Origin of the sequence: Bradyrhizobium sp. dw_78, assembly GCF_018449525.1 — a bacterium.
Classification (GTDB): domain Bacteria; phylum Pseudomonadota; class Alphaproteobacteria; order Rhizobiales; family Xanthobacteraceae; genus Bradyrhizobium.
Map to the genome: position 1 here is coordinate 118,618 of NZ_JAAVUS010000009.1, position 15,042 is coordinate 133,659.

The 15,042-nt window shown below is 61.3% G+C and carries 17 protein-coding genes; 10 read left to right on the forward strand and 7 right to left on the reverse strand.

What is annotated here, in order from left to right; translation table 11 throughout:
* The first annotated feature begins 21 nt into the window (after window positions 1–21).
* Window positions 22–816 (forward strand): cobalamin-binding protein, encoded by a 795-nt coding sequence (locus HB630_RS22185; protein ID WP_213774643.1) that lies wholly within the window; start codon window positions 22–24, stop codon window positions 814–816.
* A gap of 6 nt (window positions 817–822) precedes the next feature.
* Here the strand turns inward: HB630_RS22185 and HB630_RS22190 are convergent, their stop codons facing one another.
* The gene (locus tag HB630_RS22190; RefSeq protein ID WP_213774644.1) at window positions 823–1,692 is read right to left on the reverse strand and encodes a TetR/AcrR family transcriptional regulator; all 870 of its coding nucleotides are present in this window, start codon (window positions 1,690–1,692) and stop codon (window positions 823–825) included.
* Here HB630_RS22190 and HB630_RS22195 point away from each other — a divergent pair.
* From HB630_RS22195 to HB630_RS22205, 3 genes are all read left to right on the forward strand, one after another.
* Window positions 1,676–2,065, forward strand: coding sequence for a VOC family protein (locus tag HB630_RS22195; RefSeq protein WP_213774646.1), 390 nt, complete (start codon window positions 1,676–1,678; stop codon window positions 2,063–2,065). The two genes, HB630_RS22190 and HB630_RS22195, sit on opposite strands and share 17 nt — an antisense overlap.
* Before the next feature lie 81 nt (window positions 2,066–2,146).
* Window positions 2,147–3,154, forward strand: a complete 1,008-nt coding sequence (locus HB630_RS22200; RefSeq protein WP_249780997.1) for a 2-oxoglutarate and iron-dependent oxygenase domain-containing protein — start codon at window positions 2,147–2,149, stop codon at window positions 3,152–3,154.
* Window positions 3,155–3,168: 14 nt separating this feature from the next.
* A complete protein-coding gene (locus HB630_RS22205; protein WP_213774651.1) occupies window positions 3,169–4,215 on the forward strand; it encodes a hypothetical protein in 1,047 nt (348 codons plus the stop codon).
* Here the strand turns inward: HB630_RS22205 and HB630_RS22210 are convergent.
* Window positions 4,210–5,490 (reverse strand): ArgE/DapE family deacylase, encoded by a 1,281-nt coding sequence (locus HB630_RS22210; RefSeq protein ID WP_213774653.1) that lies wholly within the window; start codon window positions 5,488–5,490, stop codon window positions 4,210–4,212. The genes HB630_RS22205 and HB630_RS22210 overlap by 6 nt on opposite strands.
* A gap of 166 nt (window positions 5,491–5,656) precedes the next feature.
* Between HB630_RS22210 and HB630_RS22215 the strand changes: the two genes are divergently transcribed.
* Complete coding sequence (locus HB630_RS22215; protein WP_213774655.1) at window positions 5,657–5,920, forward strand: DUF6719 family protein; 264 nt, start codon at window positions 5,657–5,659, stop codon at window positions 5,918–5,920.
* Window positions 5,921–5,970: 50 nt separating this feature from the next.
* On the opposite strand, the gene HB630_RS22220 is transcribed toward HB630_RS22215, so the two are convergent.
* Together HB630_RS22220 and HB630_RS22225 are read right to left on the reverse strand one after the other, a co-directional pair.
* Entirely contained in the window at window positions 5,971–6,135 is a 165-nt protein-coding gene (locus HB630_RS22220) for a hypothetical protein (RefSeq protein ID WP_213774656.1), read from the reverse strand.
* Between the two features lie 307 nt (window positions 6,136–6,442).
* Complete coding sequence (locus tag HB630_RS22225; protein WP_249780998.1) at window positions 6,443–6,919, reverse strand: CreA family protein; 477 nt, start codon at window positions 6,917–6,919, stop codon at window positions 6,443–6,445.
* A 370-nt stretch (window positions 6,920–7,289) separates the two neighbouring features.
* Here HB630_RS22225 and HB630_RS22230 point away from each other — a divergent pair, with 370 nt between their 5' ends.
* The 3 genes from HB630_RS22230 to HB630_RS22240 all read left to right on the forward strand — a co-directional run bounded on the left by HB630_RS22230 (window position 7,290) and on the right by HB630_RS22240 (window position 10,694).
* Complete coding sequence (locus tag HB630_RS22230) at window positions 7,290–8,825, forward strand: L,D-transpeptidase family protein (RefSeq protein WP_249780999.1); 1,536 nt, start codon at window positions 7,290–7,292, stop codon at window positions 8,823–8,825.
* Window positions 8,826–9,133: 308 nt separating this feature from the next.
* Complete coding sequence (locus HB630_RS22235; protein ID WP_213774660.1) at window positions 9,134–10,114, forward strand: polysaccharide deacetylase family protein; 981 nt, start codon at window positions 9,134–9,136, stop codon at window positions 10,112–10,114.
* Between the two features lie 16 nt (window positions 10,115–10,130).
* Complete coding sequence (locus tag HB630_RS22240; RefSeq protein WP_213774661.1) at window positions 10,131–10,694, forward strand: dihydrofolate reductase; 564 nt, start codon at window positions 10,131–10,133, stop codon at window positions 10,692–10,694.
* 47 nt (window positions 10,695–10,741) lie between these two features.
* Here the strand turns inward: HB630_RS22240 and HB630_RS22245 are convergent, their stop codons facing one another.
* Both HB630_RS22245 and HB630_RS22250 read right to left on the reverse strand, forming a co-directional pair.
* On the reverse strand, window positions 10,742–11,839 hold the full coding sequence (locus tag HB630_RS22245; protein WP_213774662.1) for a DUF2336 domain-containing protein: 1,098 nt from the start codon (window positions 11,837–11,839) through the stop codon (window positions 10,742–10,744).
* Between the two features lie 44 nt (window positions 11,840–11,883).
* Window positions 11,884–12,129: a PilZ domain-containing protein gene (locus HB630_RS22250; RefSeq protein WP_213774663.1), complete on the reverse strand. Its 246-nt coding sequence runs from the start codon at window positions 12,127–12,129 to the stop codon at window positions 11,884–11,886.
* 813 nt (window positions 12,130–12,942) lie between these two features.
* Here HB630_RS22250 and HB630_RS22255 point away from each other — a divergent pair.
* Together HB630_RS22255 and HB630_RS22260 are read left to right on the forward strand one after the other, a co-directional pair.
* A complete protein-coding gene (locus HB630_RS22255; RefSeq protein WP_249780980.1) occupies window positions 12,943–13,230 on the forward strand; it encodes a PilZ domain-containing protein in 288 nt (95 codons plus the stop codon).
* A gap of 44 nt (window positions 13,231–13,274) precedes the next feature.
* Window positions 13,275–14,321 (forward strand): HD domain-containing phosphohydrolase, encoded by a 1,047-nt coding sequence (locus HB630_RS22260; RefSeq protein WP_213774665.1) that lies wholly within the window; start codon window positions 13,275–13,277, stop codon window positions 14,319–14,321.
* Window positions 14,322–14,372: 51 nt separating this feature from the next.
* On the opposite strand, the gene HB630_RS22265 is transcribed toward HB630_RS22260, so the two are convergent.
* Window positions 14,373–14,828 (reverse strand): DoxX family protein, encoded by a 456-nt coding sequence (locus tag HB630_RS22265; protein WP_213774666.1) that lies wholly within the window; start codon window positions 14,826–14,828, stop codon window positions 14,373–14,375.
* Window positions 14,829–15,042: the final 214 nt, after the last annotated feature.

Genomic DNA, 15,042 nt, shown 5'->3' on the forward strand with positions numbered 1-15,042 from the left:
GCAAAATCCCGTCACTCTCCCATGCATCATTTTCCTCCCCGCCGGATCGTCTGTCTCACCGAGGAAACCGTGGAGACGCTGTATTTGCTCGGCGAGCAGGACCGCATCGTCGGCGTGTCCGGTTACGCGGTGCGGCCGCCGCAGGTCCGGCGCGAGAAGCCGCGGGTGTCGGCGTTCATCTCGGCCGACATTCCGAAAATCCTGGCGCTCGCGCCCGACCTGGTGCTCGCCTTCTCCGATCTTCAGGCCGGCATCGTCGCCGATCTCGCGCGCGCCGGCGTCGCCGTCCATGTCTTTAACCAGCGCGACATCGCCGGCATCCTGGCGATGATCCGCACACTCGGCGCCTTGGTCGGCATGGCCGAACGCGCCGACCGGCTCGCGGACAGCTATCGGCAGCGCCTCGCCAAGGTGGCTTCCGTCATCCGGCTCGCGCCAAAGCCAAGGGTGTATTTCGAGGAATGGGACGATCCGCTGATCAGCGGCATCGGCTGGGTGTCCGAACTGATGGAGATCGCTGGCGGTGAGGACATTCTGCCGCAATTACGGTTTCAGCAGGCGGCGAAAGGCCGGATCATCTTGCCTGAGGCCGTGCGTGATGCGTCGCCGGACGTAATCCTGGCGTCGTGGTGCGGCAGGAAAGTGGTGCCGAACAGGATCAGAAAGCGGCCGGGATGGCATGAGATTCCGGCCGTGCGCAACGATCGCATCGTCGAGATCAAATCGTCGGTGATCCTGCAACCGGGCCCCGCCGCGCTGACCGACGGGCTGGACGCGATCGTCGCAGCGCTGTGGCCGGAGGCTGAGACCTCGTAGCAACCCTTAACCGAGAAACAGGTCGCAGAGAAACTCGATCGTGCTGTCGGTACACGACCGGTCGGGCGTGACATGATGGAGCACCACATAACCGTCCAGCGCCATGATCAGGAAGTGCGCGACTTGGGCGTCTCCGATCAATCGGCGGCGCCGTGGCGGCAAGGCGTCATGCACCATCGCGGTGATCCGCTCTTCCAAAAAGGCAATCAGCGTGGGGCGGTAATGATCCTCGGGACGCGCTGTCGCGATCGCCTGCATGATGCAATTCGACAGGCCATGTTCGCGGGCCGGGATATCGCGAAACAGCGTGGTGAACAGCAGGCGCAGGCGATCGCGCGGCGTGTCGAGGGTCTGCAATTGCCCGTCCAGCGTCTCGAGCTGCCCGCGAATCCACGGTTCATGCACGGCGTACAGGATCGCCAGCTTGGATTCGAAATAGGAGTAGAGATTGGTCGTTGAAATATCAGCACCTGCCGCAATCTGCGGCAGCGTGGTTTCGATATAGCCTTTGCTTGAGAACAAGCGGAACGCGGAAGCCAGAATCGCCTCGCGTATCTGCGGCTTTTTGACCTGCACTTTATCGCTCGGCGAGGTGGAAAAATCCGGGCAGCGATGCCGGAAGGCGGCGCCCGGTGGCGAAATGGATCCGGAAGGTAGCAGCAAGAATAATTTGCTTGCAACTCGACCTGCAGCCGGCCGATTGCGAGGCTCCTGATCCGGGGCTGGCACGGAGATTGCTTTAAAAACGAACCTTATTCGTTTTTGAGATTCGGCGGTCCTCATGTCCCGTGCCGTTTCCCTTGCCGTTTCAGCTTCTTCCGATGTCCCGGCTGCCACGCCGTGGCCGGAGGGCCTCGGCGTGGCCCAGGTCTGCATCACGCGCGCGACGCGGTGCTTGTCGAAAATACTGGCCTTCTATCGTGACGCGGTGGGCCTGCCGGTCCTGTTCGAGTTTGATTCAGGGTCCGGCACATGTGGCGCGATGCTCGGCCTGCCGGGAACGCCGTACCATCTGGAATTCATTCAGAGTCCAGACGGCGAAGATTGCACGCCTCCGAGCCGGCAGAATGTCCTGGTGCTTCATATCCCCGATCGCGACCAGGTGCAGAAACTGGCCTCACGGCTGCAAGCGCTCGGCCATGCTCCCGTAGCGCCAGCCAACCCGTTCTGGATCGGCAAGGCAACCGTGTTCGAAGATCCCGACGGTTGGCCACTGGTCCTGAACCACGGTGCCGGCCTCACATTGTAGCGGGACGTCTCTTCTATCCCCCATCCTCAGATCAGGACTTAGCTCATGCAGTCAGTCGCTTCTCCCGCCGTAGCCATTCCGATGAGCCGCCAGGCGAACTTCAGCGAGATCCCGATCATCAGCCTGTCGGCGCTGGGCCGCGGTGACGAAGCCGAAGCCGCGACGATCGAGGCCATTCGCCGGGCGAGCGAGGAAGTCGGATTTTTCTATGCAAAGGACCACGGCGTAAGTGACGGCCTGACGCACGACATTTTCACGCAATGTCGACGCTTTTTCGAGTTGCCGAAAGAGCAGCGCGAGCAACTGAGGCTATCCAACTCGGCGTGTTTTCGCGGCTACCTGTCGGTCGGCGAGCGCGGAGCGAATCTCGAACGTCCCCGCGACCTGCTGGAGTCCCTCAACATCGGACCGGAACTCGGCGCAGACGATCCGTTCGTGCAGGCTGGCAAGCCCCTGCATGGCGGCAACCAATGGCCGGCGGGTTTGCCGGGTTTCAAGGAAACGCTGCTCGCCTACTATGCCGGCATGGAAGCGTTTGGACAGCGCCTGCTCCAGGGGTTTGCGTTGGCGGCGGGCATGCCGCGCGACGCGCTCGATGCGCAATACCGCAAGCCATTGACGCAACTGCGCCTGCTGCACTACCCGGCGCAACAGGCGATAGTCGACAACATGCTCGGCGCACGCGCGCACCGCGATGTCGGCCTGTTCACCATCCTGCTGCAGGATGGTGTCGGCGGCCTCGAGGTGTGCAACGCCGCCGGCGAATGGGTGGTGGCGCCGCCTGTGCCGGACACGTTCGTCATCAATGTCGGTGAAATGATGAAGCTTATCACCAACGACCATTATGCCTCCGCGCTGCATCGCGTCGTCAACCGCTCCGGCCGCGAACGCTATTCGGTGCCGTTCTTCTTCAATCCCGATTACGACGCGACGCTGTCGGCACTGCCGCAGTTCATCGCCGCGAACGAGGCATCGCGATTCAAGCCCATTCACGCCGGCGAACATATGTTCAATTTCTATCGCAACCTGTGGCCGAGCGCCGGGTCCACGGCGGCCTCCACGCCCGCGCCGACCGTTGCTGCGCCATGAAAGCGCCGTCCCCGATGGATTTCCCCACCTTTCTCCAGCGCATTCCCAAGGTGGATCTGCACTGCCATCTGGTCGGCACGTTGCGCCAGCAAACCCTTGCCGAGTTGGCTCTGCGCTACGGCCTGGCGCTGCCAAGGCCGGCGCATGCGCTGTATGATTTCGCCGACTTCTATGATTTCCTCGACGTGCTGCGGCTTGCCGCGAGCTCCCTGCGCAGCGGCGATGACTTCGCCCGCGTTACTTACGAAGCGCTGGAAGACGGGCACCGGCTCGGCAATCTTCGCCACGCGGAACTGCTGTTCAACCCGCAATATTTCTACCCTCATGGCGTGACCTATCGAACCATGATCGACGGCATGCGCGAGGGGCTTGCCGCCGCTCGTTCCGATTTCGATGTGAGCGCGCTGCTGGTGCCGTCGTTCGACCGGATGATCGACGCTCGGGGCGCCATGCAGATCCTCGATGATATCCTTGCCTATCGGCCTGACGAGGTCATCGGCATCGGGCTCGACGGCGCCGAACGCAGCGGGCCGCCTGCACGCTTTGCCGATGTCTACGACCGGGCCGGCCGGGCCGGGCTCAAGCGCACGGCGCATGTTTGCGAGGACAACCAGACGCTCGAGGAAGCCCCGCCGCGCCACTACGCAATATGTCGCGATATATTGGGCTGCGATCGGCTTGACCACGGCTACAATCTGCTGGCCGATCCGGCGATGGCTGCGCGGGCGCGCGACGAGGGCCTGTTCTTCAACACCTGCACGGTCACCAGCGTGACCCGCAACCTTGAAAGACGCCGCGCCAGCATCGTGCAGATGGTCGCACTCGGCCTGAACGTGACGGTGAACACCGACGATCCCGTCATGTTCAAGACCGACATTGCCGATTGCTACCAGCGACTCTTTGCCGATCAGCCGCAATGGGGCGTGGCGCAGGCGCGCCTCTTCAGCGTCAACGGCGTCGCAGCCTCATGGCTCGGCCAGAACGAGAAAGCGTCTCTGCTGGAATCGTTCAAGCTGGAACTGGCTAGCCTCGAAAACGAATTGGCCGGCACAGTTCTATAACTTCTCCACCCCGCACCATTCGGCGATGAACAGCGCGGTCGCCTTGGTCGATTTCCGCAGCGAGTCGAGATCGACATATTCGTTGAAGCCGTGCATCGCTGCGCCGCTGGCGCCGAAGCACAGGCTCGGAATGTTATAGTTGAGCCCGTAGAAACGGGTGTCGGTGAGCGCGGTGAACACGAGGTCCTGCACCTCGCCGCCATAGACCGCCGCAAAGGCCTTGCCGAAGGCGGCTTCGGGCGCGGCCGAATCCTTCAATTCATAGCCCTCCGACAAAAATCCGGACCATTCCACGCTGGGCGGATTGTTGGAGAGGAAGCGGTGGCCGCGCGCGGCCGCCGAGACGCAGGCAAGGATTTCTTTCTGACAGTCGGCGACCGACCAGCCCGGCAAAATGGCAATGCGGCAATCGACGTCGCACCAGGCCGGCACGCTGGAAGCCCAGTCGCCGCCCTGGATGATCCCCGGATTGAAATTGATCGGATGAGTGACGGCCTTGAAATGCACGTCGTCTTTGGCGCGCTCATTCCATTCCGCTTCGAGCTTTTCCAGCGCATGAACGAGATGATAGGCCGCCATGATGGCGTTAGAGCCGGAGCCGGCTTCGAACACATGTACGGGAAAGCCGCGCACCTTCAGGCGAAACCAGATCACGCCGACCTGCGAGCGCACCATCTTGCCGCCGGTCGGCTCGGGAATGAAACAGGCATCGGCGCGGTAGCCGCGCTGCAGGGTCGAGAGCGCGCCGACGCCGGTGCTTTCCTCCTCGATCACGGATTGAAAATGAATCCGCGCCGTCGGCTTGAGGCCCGCGGCCTTGATCGCGTCGAGCGCATAGAGCGCGCCGATGGTGCCGGACTTCATGTCGCAGGCGCCGCGGCCATACATTTTGCCGTCCTTGACGATGGGTGAAAACGGCGGGGTTTCCCACATGTCGAGCGGACCGGTCGGCACCACGTCGCAATGGCCCTGCACGATCAGCGACTTTCCGGCATTCGAGGACGGCCGATAGGTTCCGACCACCGTGCGCGCTTTGGAGAAATCGTGCTCGATCGGACCGAAACCACGCAAATCCTTCAAATCGCCGACGTCGATCTGCCAGTCGTCGACCTCATAGCCGCGCTGGCGCAGGAGATCGCCGATCATGTCCTGGCACGGGCCCTCGGCGCCGCGGGTCGAAGGGATCGCGACGAAATCCCGCGTCGTCGCAAGCTGTGCGTCGAAATTGGCATCGACGGCATCGAGGATTTTGCGGCTGATATCGGTGGCATTCATTGCGTTATGGCCTCTATCGTTCACGGTATCGCGAAAATCGCATGGTCAGGATCAAACCATATTTTATCAGATGTTACAGGGATTTTGGGGCCGCTTTCAGAATCGCACCAGCATCAATACAGTGCAGATGCGGCATGCGCGATTGAACAGACAGGACGATCCGACAATGGTGAAAACCTCACGCACCAAACTCTTTTCGGTTGCGCTGCTCGGCGGCCTCGCGGTGCTGGCCCTGTCGCACAGCGCCTGGGCAGAACAGGTGGGACGGGAGCGGGACATCGTCAATTTGCGGCTCGGTCAGCGCATCCGCGTCGATGACGGGAGCTGTCCTGCAGGCCAGATCAAGGAAATTTCCGGCGCGAAGATGATCTCCGCCACCGTTATCCCGACGCGAAAATGCGTTCCGCGGCTGGGCGCCAAAACCAAATAGAAGCAGGACCAAACAGCCACCGGCAACCCCAGCGCCGTCCGCAACGCGCGTCAACGGATGGCGATAACAATGCTCTGCGGCATTGAGGCGGCCATCGGCGAACCATTATAGGCAAAGACGCCGATGCCCGGCAGGCTGCTGTCATGACTGCCGGCGATCGAACAGCCGGCGAGGACGAAGGCAAACGCAAGGACGACGCTGTTGACGGTTTTCATGTGACGGTCTCCAGGTTTGGCTGACGGCGCTGCCCGCCGTTTTGTTAACCGTCTGATAACCAACCGCCGTTTCCGGATGCCTGCGCGAAACCAGAAAATAGCTTCGTCGGTCAGGGAAATTGTTTCGCCGCCGAACGGCCGACGAAACAACCGTCAGAAAAGCCCGTCAGGCAGATGTGGCGATGGATGCCGCGCCCGCGGTAGCCCAGCGCACGCGCAGCGCTCGTTCAGTGGCCCAGCGCAGCGGCCGGTCGTCGACCCCTGTCGGGGAACGATGACCGGCCAAGTCCGGTTACTGCAAGTCCGGCTACTGAACGAAATCGCCGCACTTCTCGATGGAAGCCTCGGCGCCCCAGGGCATGATCGGCACGGAAGAGGTCGAGTTCTTCGGCGATCCCTCGATCAGCTTGTCCGAATAGACCATATAGACGAGCACGTTCCGCTTGGCGTCGCAGCCGCGGACGATCTGCATTTTCTTGAAGAAAAGCGAGCGCCGCTGCCGGAACATATCCCCGCCCTGCTCCATTTTGTCCTTGAAGTGGATCGGGCCGATCTGACGGCACGCCAGCGAGATGTCCGAGACCTGCTCGGCGAGCCCCAGCCAGCCCTTGAAGCCGCCCTTCTCCGGTACCGTGAAATGGCAGGCCACTCCCTCGACCTCGGGATCGTCGACGCCATAGGTGGCGAGCTTGTCGTTCGGGCTGAGCAATTTGAACACGGTCGAGCGGCGGAAGATCAGGTCTGGCTCGTCCGCCGCCAAAGCGGTCGAAAGCGGCCACAGCATCAGCGCAAGCACCGCTACGCCCCGGCCTATCGAGACCCGGCGCCTCCATTTCGTGTCACATTGTCTTGAGGCGAGCGATGTCATCGTGATCTCCGTCAATGAATAGGCCGCTATAAAGCTTTATGGTCTTTGGAGCCCCAAGGCCCCTTTAACCGAATGTGAGGCTTTTTTGTTACGCTTTCATGCGAATTCGCAGAGGTCGAAGCCTCATGCTGGTGAACCAGTGCTTCGTCTGCAACACTTAGTATTGACCGTTGGAATTGGGATTCGATGAATGATCCGCGCGTATCGGGCGTCGGTTGAGAGCGGGCGGTCGGAATTGTCCGTGTCTCAACATCGGTTTTCAGGCTATGCGGCTTCTTCGATCCTGATGTTGCGCATCGCTGCTTTGGCGGTCGCCGGATCGATCGGCGTTACCGCTCCAGTGCAAGCGGCCAGCTATTGGTCGGATGACGATTCCGGATATTACGACGAGGTGCCGGTAGCCCCGCCGCACGCGCAAAGGGCGCGCCGTCATCCGGAAAAGAAAACCGACAGGCCGCTGAAAGAAGCGGCCAAACCGCAGGGACCGCTGATCATCGCGATCTCGATCAGCAAGCAGCAACTCAAGCTCTACGACGCCAACGGGTTGTTTGCGGAAACGCCCATTTCAACCGGCATGCGCGGCCATACCACGCCGATGGGCGTTTTCAGCGTCATTCAAAAGCAGAAGTACCACAAGTCCAACATCTATAGCGGCGCGCCAATGCCGTACATGCAGCGGATCACCTGGTCCGGCATCGCGATGCATGCCGGCGTGCTCCCCGGCTATCCGGCCTCGCATGGTTGTATCCGGATGCCGATGACGTTCGCCGTGAAGATGTATGGCTGGACCCGGATGGGCGCGCGCGTCGTCGTGACGCCGGGCGAGATCGCGCCCGCCAGCTTTTCGCATCCGCTGCTGGTCACGCAAAAAATGGTGCCGCAGCCGGCGGCTACGGACGAGTCGAAGACGGATGTCTCGACGAATGCATCGGACAAGGGTGACAAGGCGGCGGGCAACAACCCGACCGGCGCGCCCGCAACACCGGATGCGAACCTCGAACTGCGGTCGAGCGTCGACCACGATCATTCGTTGCAGGCCGCGGTCGAGCCAACACCGGTACCGCCGCCGTTGAGCGGACAGACGCATACCGCGGACGCGGCATTGCCGGGCGAGAAAGCGGATACGATGTCCGATGCGTCCCCGTCCGGTGCGCCGGTCGCGGCGCAGCCGGGAACGGCCATCGCCGCAAACGACGAGACAGCCTCGCCCGCCACATCGGCCGGCACTAAATCGGCGGGCGTCACAACCGCTGAAACACGGCCGGGCGCCACCGCCGATGTTTCCGATGCGAAAAAAGATCAGGGCCACCTGTCCGATGCCGAGAAGCCGGCCGCACCGAAAGCCGGGCCGGTTGCGGCTTCGGGTCACAAGCGTTCCGGCCCGATCTCCGTCTTCATCAGCCGGAAAGATTCAAAACTTTACGTGCGGCAGGATTTCGCGCCGCTGTTCGACGCGCCGGTGACCATCGCTCCGAGCGACCGACCGTTGGGGACTCACATCTTTACCGCCGAAGCCGACAAGAACGACGCCAACATCCTGCACTGGTCGGTGATTTCGCTTCCCTCGCGCAACGCCGCGCGGCACGACGAGGATGACGAGCGCACGTTGCGCCGGCGAAAGATCGCGGGCGCGGCCGAGATAAAACCGATCCCGATACAAGATAGCCCGGCCGAGGCGCTGGATCGCCTCACCATCCCGGCCGATGTGATGGCGCGCATTACCGAAGGACTCTCGACCGGCAGTTCGATCATCATATCCGATCAGGGCATCGCCGCGGGCGAGACCGGCGAAGGAACGGAATTCATCGTTTCGTTGCGCTAGGCTGCGGGATCACCACGATACCGGCCGCGCCGGAACTTTCACAATGACTTGATCGCCCACCGCACCTTCCTGGCCGAGGTATCCCGGAACGGTCAAACCGCCGATGGGTGTGCCAAAACCGCCTTGCTGTGTGCTGGCTTCGTCCGGATAGCCCTGTGCGCTCGAATTTCCTGTTCAGGCCAATTGCCCGTGTGGGCCGTTGCCGTGGCGGCGCAAGCCCTCCTGGGTTATTATGACTGAAGCAGCCATGACTCGGACCGGAGCTTAAAAAGCTACGGCCGGACACGGGATTGGCAAAGGGGAACGAGATGCGGTTCGCGGCATGTTTGATCTTTGCAAGCGCGGTTTCGCTGTCGGTATCGGGCGGCGCGTGGTCGCAGACCGCAGCCCTCAAGGCCACGACCTCGGGCGCGGCCGCGCCGCAACAAGCGGCCGCGGCTCCTGCCCCCGTCCCGGCTCCGTCCACGACGCCAGCATCGCCGCCGGCGCCGCTTTCCAAGGCCGCCTGCACCAATCCCGATGCGCTCGGCATCGGCCGGGTCGTCGAGATCGACACCACCGGCGGCCCGGGATTCGGCTTCGAGCATTTCAAGCAACTCGACTTCCTGCATGACCACGAAGTCGTGCTGACATTCGACGACGGCCCCTGGGTCACCACGCCGACGGTGCTGAAGGCGCTGGCGGACGAATGCACCACCGGCATCTTCTTCTCGATCGGCAAGCATGCGACCTATTATCCGGAAATCCTCAAGCAGGTCCTCGCCGCCGGCCACACCATCGGATCGCACACCTGGTCGCATGCGACGCTGACCAACAAGAAGCTGACCGACGATCAGAAAAAGGAAGAGATCGAGAAAGGTTTCAGCGCCGTGAAGTGGGCGCTCGGCGGCGTCTCGCCCGCCCCGTTCTTCCGCTTCCCGGCGTTGCAGCATCCGCCGGAAATGGTCACCTATCTCGGCACCCGGAATATCGCGATGTTCTCCTGCGATCTCGATTCCTTCGATTTCAAGGCGCGCAACGCGCAGCAGGTGATCGACGTCACCATGAAGAAGCTCGACAAGCTCGGCAAAGGCATCATCCTGATGCACGACTTCCACAAGCATACCGCGGAAGCGCTGCCGACCTTGCTGCGCAGGTTGAAGGCCGGCGGCTACAAGGTCGTCAGGATGATCCCCAAGGCGCCGGTGCAGACTCTTCCGCAATATGACGAAGAACTGCTGAAGGATGCCAAGCTGCCGACGGTCAGCGAGCGCCCGGTGTCCAGCGTCGTGCAGACGATTTCAGAATAGTTCTTAGCCGCGCCCGATGACGCCGATGCCCGCGCTGACCATCGAAGGCTATGTCATCGTGTCGGCGGACGGGATGCTGGCGGGCGCCGACCGCGTGATGCCGGACGCCTTGAAATTCGAGGGCGACAAACAATTCTTCTCCGACGCCCTCGACCGCGCCGCTCTCATCGTCCATGGCCGTCATTCCTTCGAGGACCAGCCGAATTTTCCACGGCGAAAACGGATCATCGTGACGCGAACGATCGGCACGATCGCACCCGATCCCTCCAATCCCAAAGCGATCCTGTGGAATCCGGCGGGAGCGCCGTTCGAGGCCGCATGCGAACATGCCGGTGTCGGTGGCGGCACCGTCGCGATCATCGGCGGACCGGACGTGTTCGGCATGTTCATGGACCGTTACGATACGTTCTGGCTGTCGCAGGCGCCGCAGGTTCGGCTGCCGGACGGCGAGCCCTGCTTCCCGGGCGTGCCCGCGCGATCGCCGCAGCAGATCCTGGCCGCACATGGCCTGAAGGCCGGCAAGGCACAAATTCTCGACGCCGCCGCTGACGTCAGCGTCACGCCCTGGCGAAGGGTTTAGCCAGCGCAAAGCCATCCCGGATTTTGGCCGGCTTTCGCTCGAAAACGCTATGACCCGTCGGTCTTGTTATCCGGGTTCTGCGTCCGAATGGTGCGTTGCGCGCCGGATAATGTCAGCGCGTCGAACACGGTCTGGGCCTGCTCGAATTGCTGCGTCGAGACGGGAGCACAATCGGGCCGGTTGCGGATGATCATGGTCGTCGTCGCCCAGTTCAGCCTGGCAGCCTTGCACGCAACGATCAGCCCGTTCAGCCGGTCGTTTCCGATCAGCGGCTCGATCGACTCGACCGGTGCCGAGGACAGAAACGAGAGTGCCGCCACCACGCTGGTGTAGTCCCGCTGAACCGCGAACCGATTCACGGTTGAATCGTTCAACTTGCCGGTGCGGTTGAGCTCGACCATCCCGCTTCGCGGTCCCGTATAGTCGACCGGCTTTGGCGGAGGGGCATGGACCTGTCGGGCCGTGTTCACGACCGCAGCCTGGAGCTCCTCCCGCCATTCAGGAGGAGCCGCTTCGAGAAGACGGGTCCTCACCCTGACGGCAGCCTTCGCAACCAGCTCGCGAAACAGGTCAGGCGGAATATCCTGTCGAAGCCCCAGCGTCTCCGCCAGGCTATCGTCACGTTCCGCATCCTTGACGAGCGCGGTGTAACCGGCCTCGGACAGGAGGGCGCCCGAATTTTGCGCGAGCGTGTTGTGAACCGTCGAGTCGCCGCGCTCGACAAGCACGTCGCTCAGAGATGCACCAAGTGTCGCCCTGCCGGAAATCGCCAGCAAATGCCGCTGGCCGCGCGTGCTGGCAATTTCAACCAGATCCTGGTCCGACAATTGCCTGGATCGGCTCAGCACCGGTATCGCGACCGATGCATCCTCGTGGAAAGCAAGCTGGCGCACCGCCTCTTTGGGAGCCGAGCCTACACCGGACAGATTGCGGCTCAGTTGGGCCAGGCTTCCCGCCTCCACCCGATCGATCAACCGGACGAGAACGTCATCGAACACGCCGACCTGGGCCTCATTGAAACGATCGGCGCCGGACAGAAACAGGTTCATCACCTGCCGCAGGATTTCGGTTCGCCGCTGTGGCGGGCGGCCGCTGACAGCGTGATCCAGTTCCTCAATTAAGGCCGACGATGCTGCCACAGCCATTGTAAACCCGTTTCCCCCGACGCGGGCTGAAGTGTTGGATTACGTCAGAACGTAACCCCAATTCGTTGCCTTTCCTTCCAGACGATACGGCAACGCTTTTTGGTGCCACCGTGGAGCAGATCGAACCTCATCGGCAGCGTCGTGCCGTAGATGACCTGCAAGCACGCGCCGCCCGCGGAATAATCGACAATGGTGCAATCGATCGGAGGAGTTTTCGGATCGACGATAATCTTGGCCGCATTGGAAACTTTGCCCGAAGGGCGCATGCGTGCAAATCGCCGCGGATGCATGGTCGGATTTCCCTGCCAGTTCACAAGACCGAAGGGCGATATCGGTCAGCCAGTTTGCGCCCAACTATTCCCATTCCTTCCCGAACTCGTCGGGCTCTTCATTGATCCAGACAAGCGCGGCGCGGCAATCGATCCGAAGCACCCGATCGGCGCCGATGGGCGATGAAAGGTGCAGCAAGAACCCGCCATCTTCCGTCCGAAACAACGTATCGCATGCCCGATGTTCGACAAGCGAACCAGTATCGATGAACGGATAAATTCGCGAAGCAAGCAGATCCATGCGAATTACCTGTCAGCAGCGTTCCAAAGCCGATTGCAGCGCAATCATCGTTAAGAATCCTCTTTCAGGCCCGGCATCGAAACGCATTCAGAAGAAATTCCTGCGCAAGGATATTCGCGCATCGGCCTTAATGACGCTTTAATAATTCAACCTCTGAGAGCGTTTACCGAATAGTTTCAATTTTATGTCTATTTTGATTTCGGTATCGCGGAGGGCATTAGAGCCCACGCGGAGGTCGACGATATTAGTTTTACGGAGAATTGGCAGGTTACTGCCGCCCGTGAGGTGCGGCTTCCGGTTTGAACTGACAACGCCGCAAAGCCCGCCGCCGAAGAATTGCATGGCGAAGCCTTCGCATTGATCCGAAGGCAGACGATTGGAGTCCGAGACTGATTTTGTGATGCGCGTCTTTTGTAATGCGCGTCGATGTTTTGATCTTGCCGGTTCAGCCGGGGCACCTCGCGGAGGAGTGCCCTACGACCCCGTTAGTTTCGTTGATTTTAAAAAGCGAAGGGGAACGAATGACCTTCGGAATGAGAAAGAACGATCGCGTCAATTTCGAGCGCGGCATCGACGTTTTCATGATGGGAATTGACGGCACCTGGCGCCGCAATTGCCGGATGGTCGACGTATCGCAAACCGGCGCGCGGTTGCACGTTCCAGACTCCATCCAGGGATTGGACCTGAGGGAATTTTTCCTTCTGCTGTCCTCGACCGGCCTCGCCTATCGCCGATGCCGGCTGATCCGGGTGGCCGGCGAGCAAATCGGTATCGAATTTCTGGCGCCGGGCAAATCGAACAAAGGACGTCCGTCGAAATGACGATCATCTGAAGCAGCCGTCATCATGATCCGAGGCATGTTTTCATGCGTATCCACATTATCAGTGAGAGTGCCGTGCAATTGTCCGCCATGTGCGCGATGCTGGAGCAGCAATTCGCTCTGACATCGGAATTGCTCGGCGCGGACATCCGCCCCAATGACATTGACGCCGTTGTCGTCACGGCGGATCTGCGCGTCATCGACAACATCTCCGCGCTGAAAAAAATATCCGGCAAGCTGAACCGGATCCGCAAACGCATATTCCTGATCGATCAGCGAAACCGGCTGTCCGTCGTCCAGGCCTACGCGCTCGGAGCGACACATGTTTTAAGCCATTCGATCGGAAAGGCTCAGTTGCTGGCGAAGCTGATCGATTACACAGCTTCAGACGTTGCTCCGGGCGAAAGCCTGTCCGGCGGCGCGGAAGCCGCCCGGACCGGAGCGGAGAGCCTCGCATCGATGTTCTCGGCTGTGTCGACCGGCGCTGCCATCGACATCCAGGCCGCCAAGGCGGCCGCAAGCAGAATTGCAGACAGCATCGCGGAGGACGGGCTGTCCGACTGGCTCGCTACGGTTCGCCGCCACCATGAAGGCACCTATCAGCACTGCCTCCTGGTCACGGGCATCGCGGTCGATTTCGGATTGAGCCTCGGTCTCGGAAAGGCCGATATCGAGCGGCTGCATTCGGCCGCGATGTTTCACGATATCGGCAAGGCCAAAATTCCGCTCGCGGTCCTCGACAAGCCTGGACGGCTCGACGCCGGAGAGCGCGCGATCATCGAAACCCATCCGGCCGCGGGATATGACGCGCTGCAGGGGAACGCCGGCGTCTCGCCGGAAATTCTCGACGCGGTCCGGCACCATCACGAATATCTCGATGGCAGCGGATATCCGGACGGGCTTTGCGCCGGGAGCATATCGGACCTCGTGCGGGTCCTGACCATCTCCGACATCTTCGCGGCGCTGATCGAGGCCCGGCATTACAAGCCGGCCATGTCCCGCGAGCAGGCGTATGAAATCATCCAAAGCATGCATGGGAAGCTTGAAACGCCGCTGGTCGCGGCATTCCGCGAGGTCGCTCTGATACGCTAGATCCGGACCATGCTCCGGACGTTACGGATCAGGCCGCGCATGCAACAGGCGTCAAATGTCGCCATAGGCGGGACCCGCCGCCGTCCGGGATCTCCGGCCATATCCCGCAATGATGAACAGCGCGCCGATGATCGACAGGTTCTTCAACGCATCCATCAGCGATTTGGCGTTTTCCGGCGGCGCCTGGTTCCAGAAATCATGGAAATAGAAGGTGGCCGCGGCCACGAAGAAAATCAGGAGGATGGCAAAGAAGCGCGCGCCGAAATTGAGCGCGATCATCAACCCGCTGATGATCTCGAAGGCGCCGATCGCGATCGCGAGCATCTGCGGCGTCGGCATTCCCGTCATCGTTTCAAGCTGCGCCGTATAGGGAATAATCAAGGCGGGAATGGTGACCTTGGCGGCGATGAAATCAGCCGTGGCCTGAATGCCGAGCAGCTTGGTCGCTCCCGCATAGAGAAACAGCACGGCGAACAGAATTCTTCCGAAAGTAACGAACGCTGGCATGATCGTCCTCGCTGCTGCAACGAATCCCAAGTCGCTCTGCGACCGGACGAGTATGAGCGCTCCGCTTCTCCTTTTCAAACGGTCAAATCGGCAGCCGCACCGCCGTTCAAATATCGGTCGTCCACCGCGTTTCCGGGCGGATGCCTGTCCCGCACGAGATCCGGCATGGCTTCCGGTTCGCGTGAAGAAAACGCGTCAAAACAAACGAGGTGAA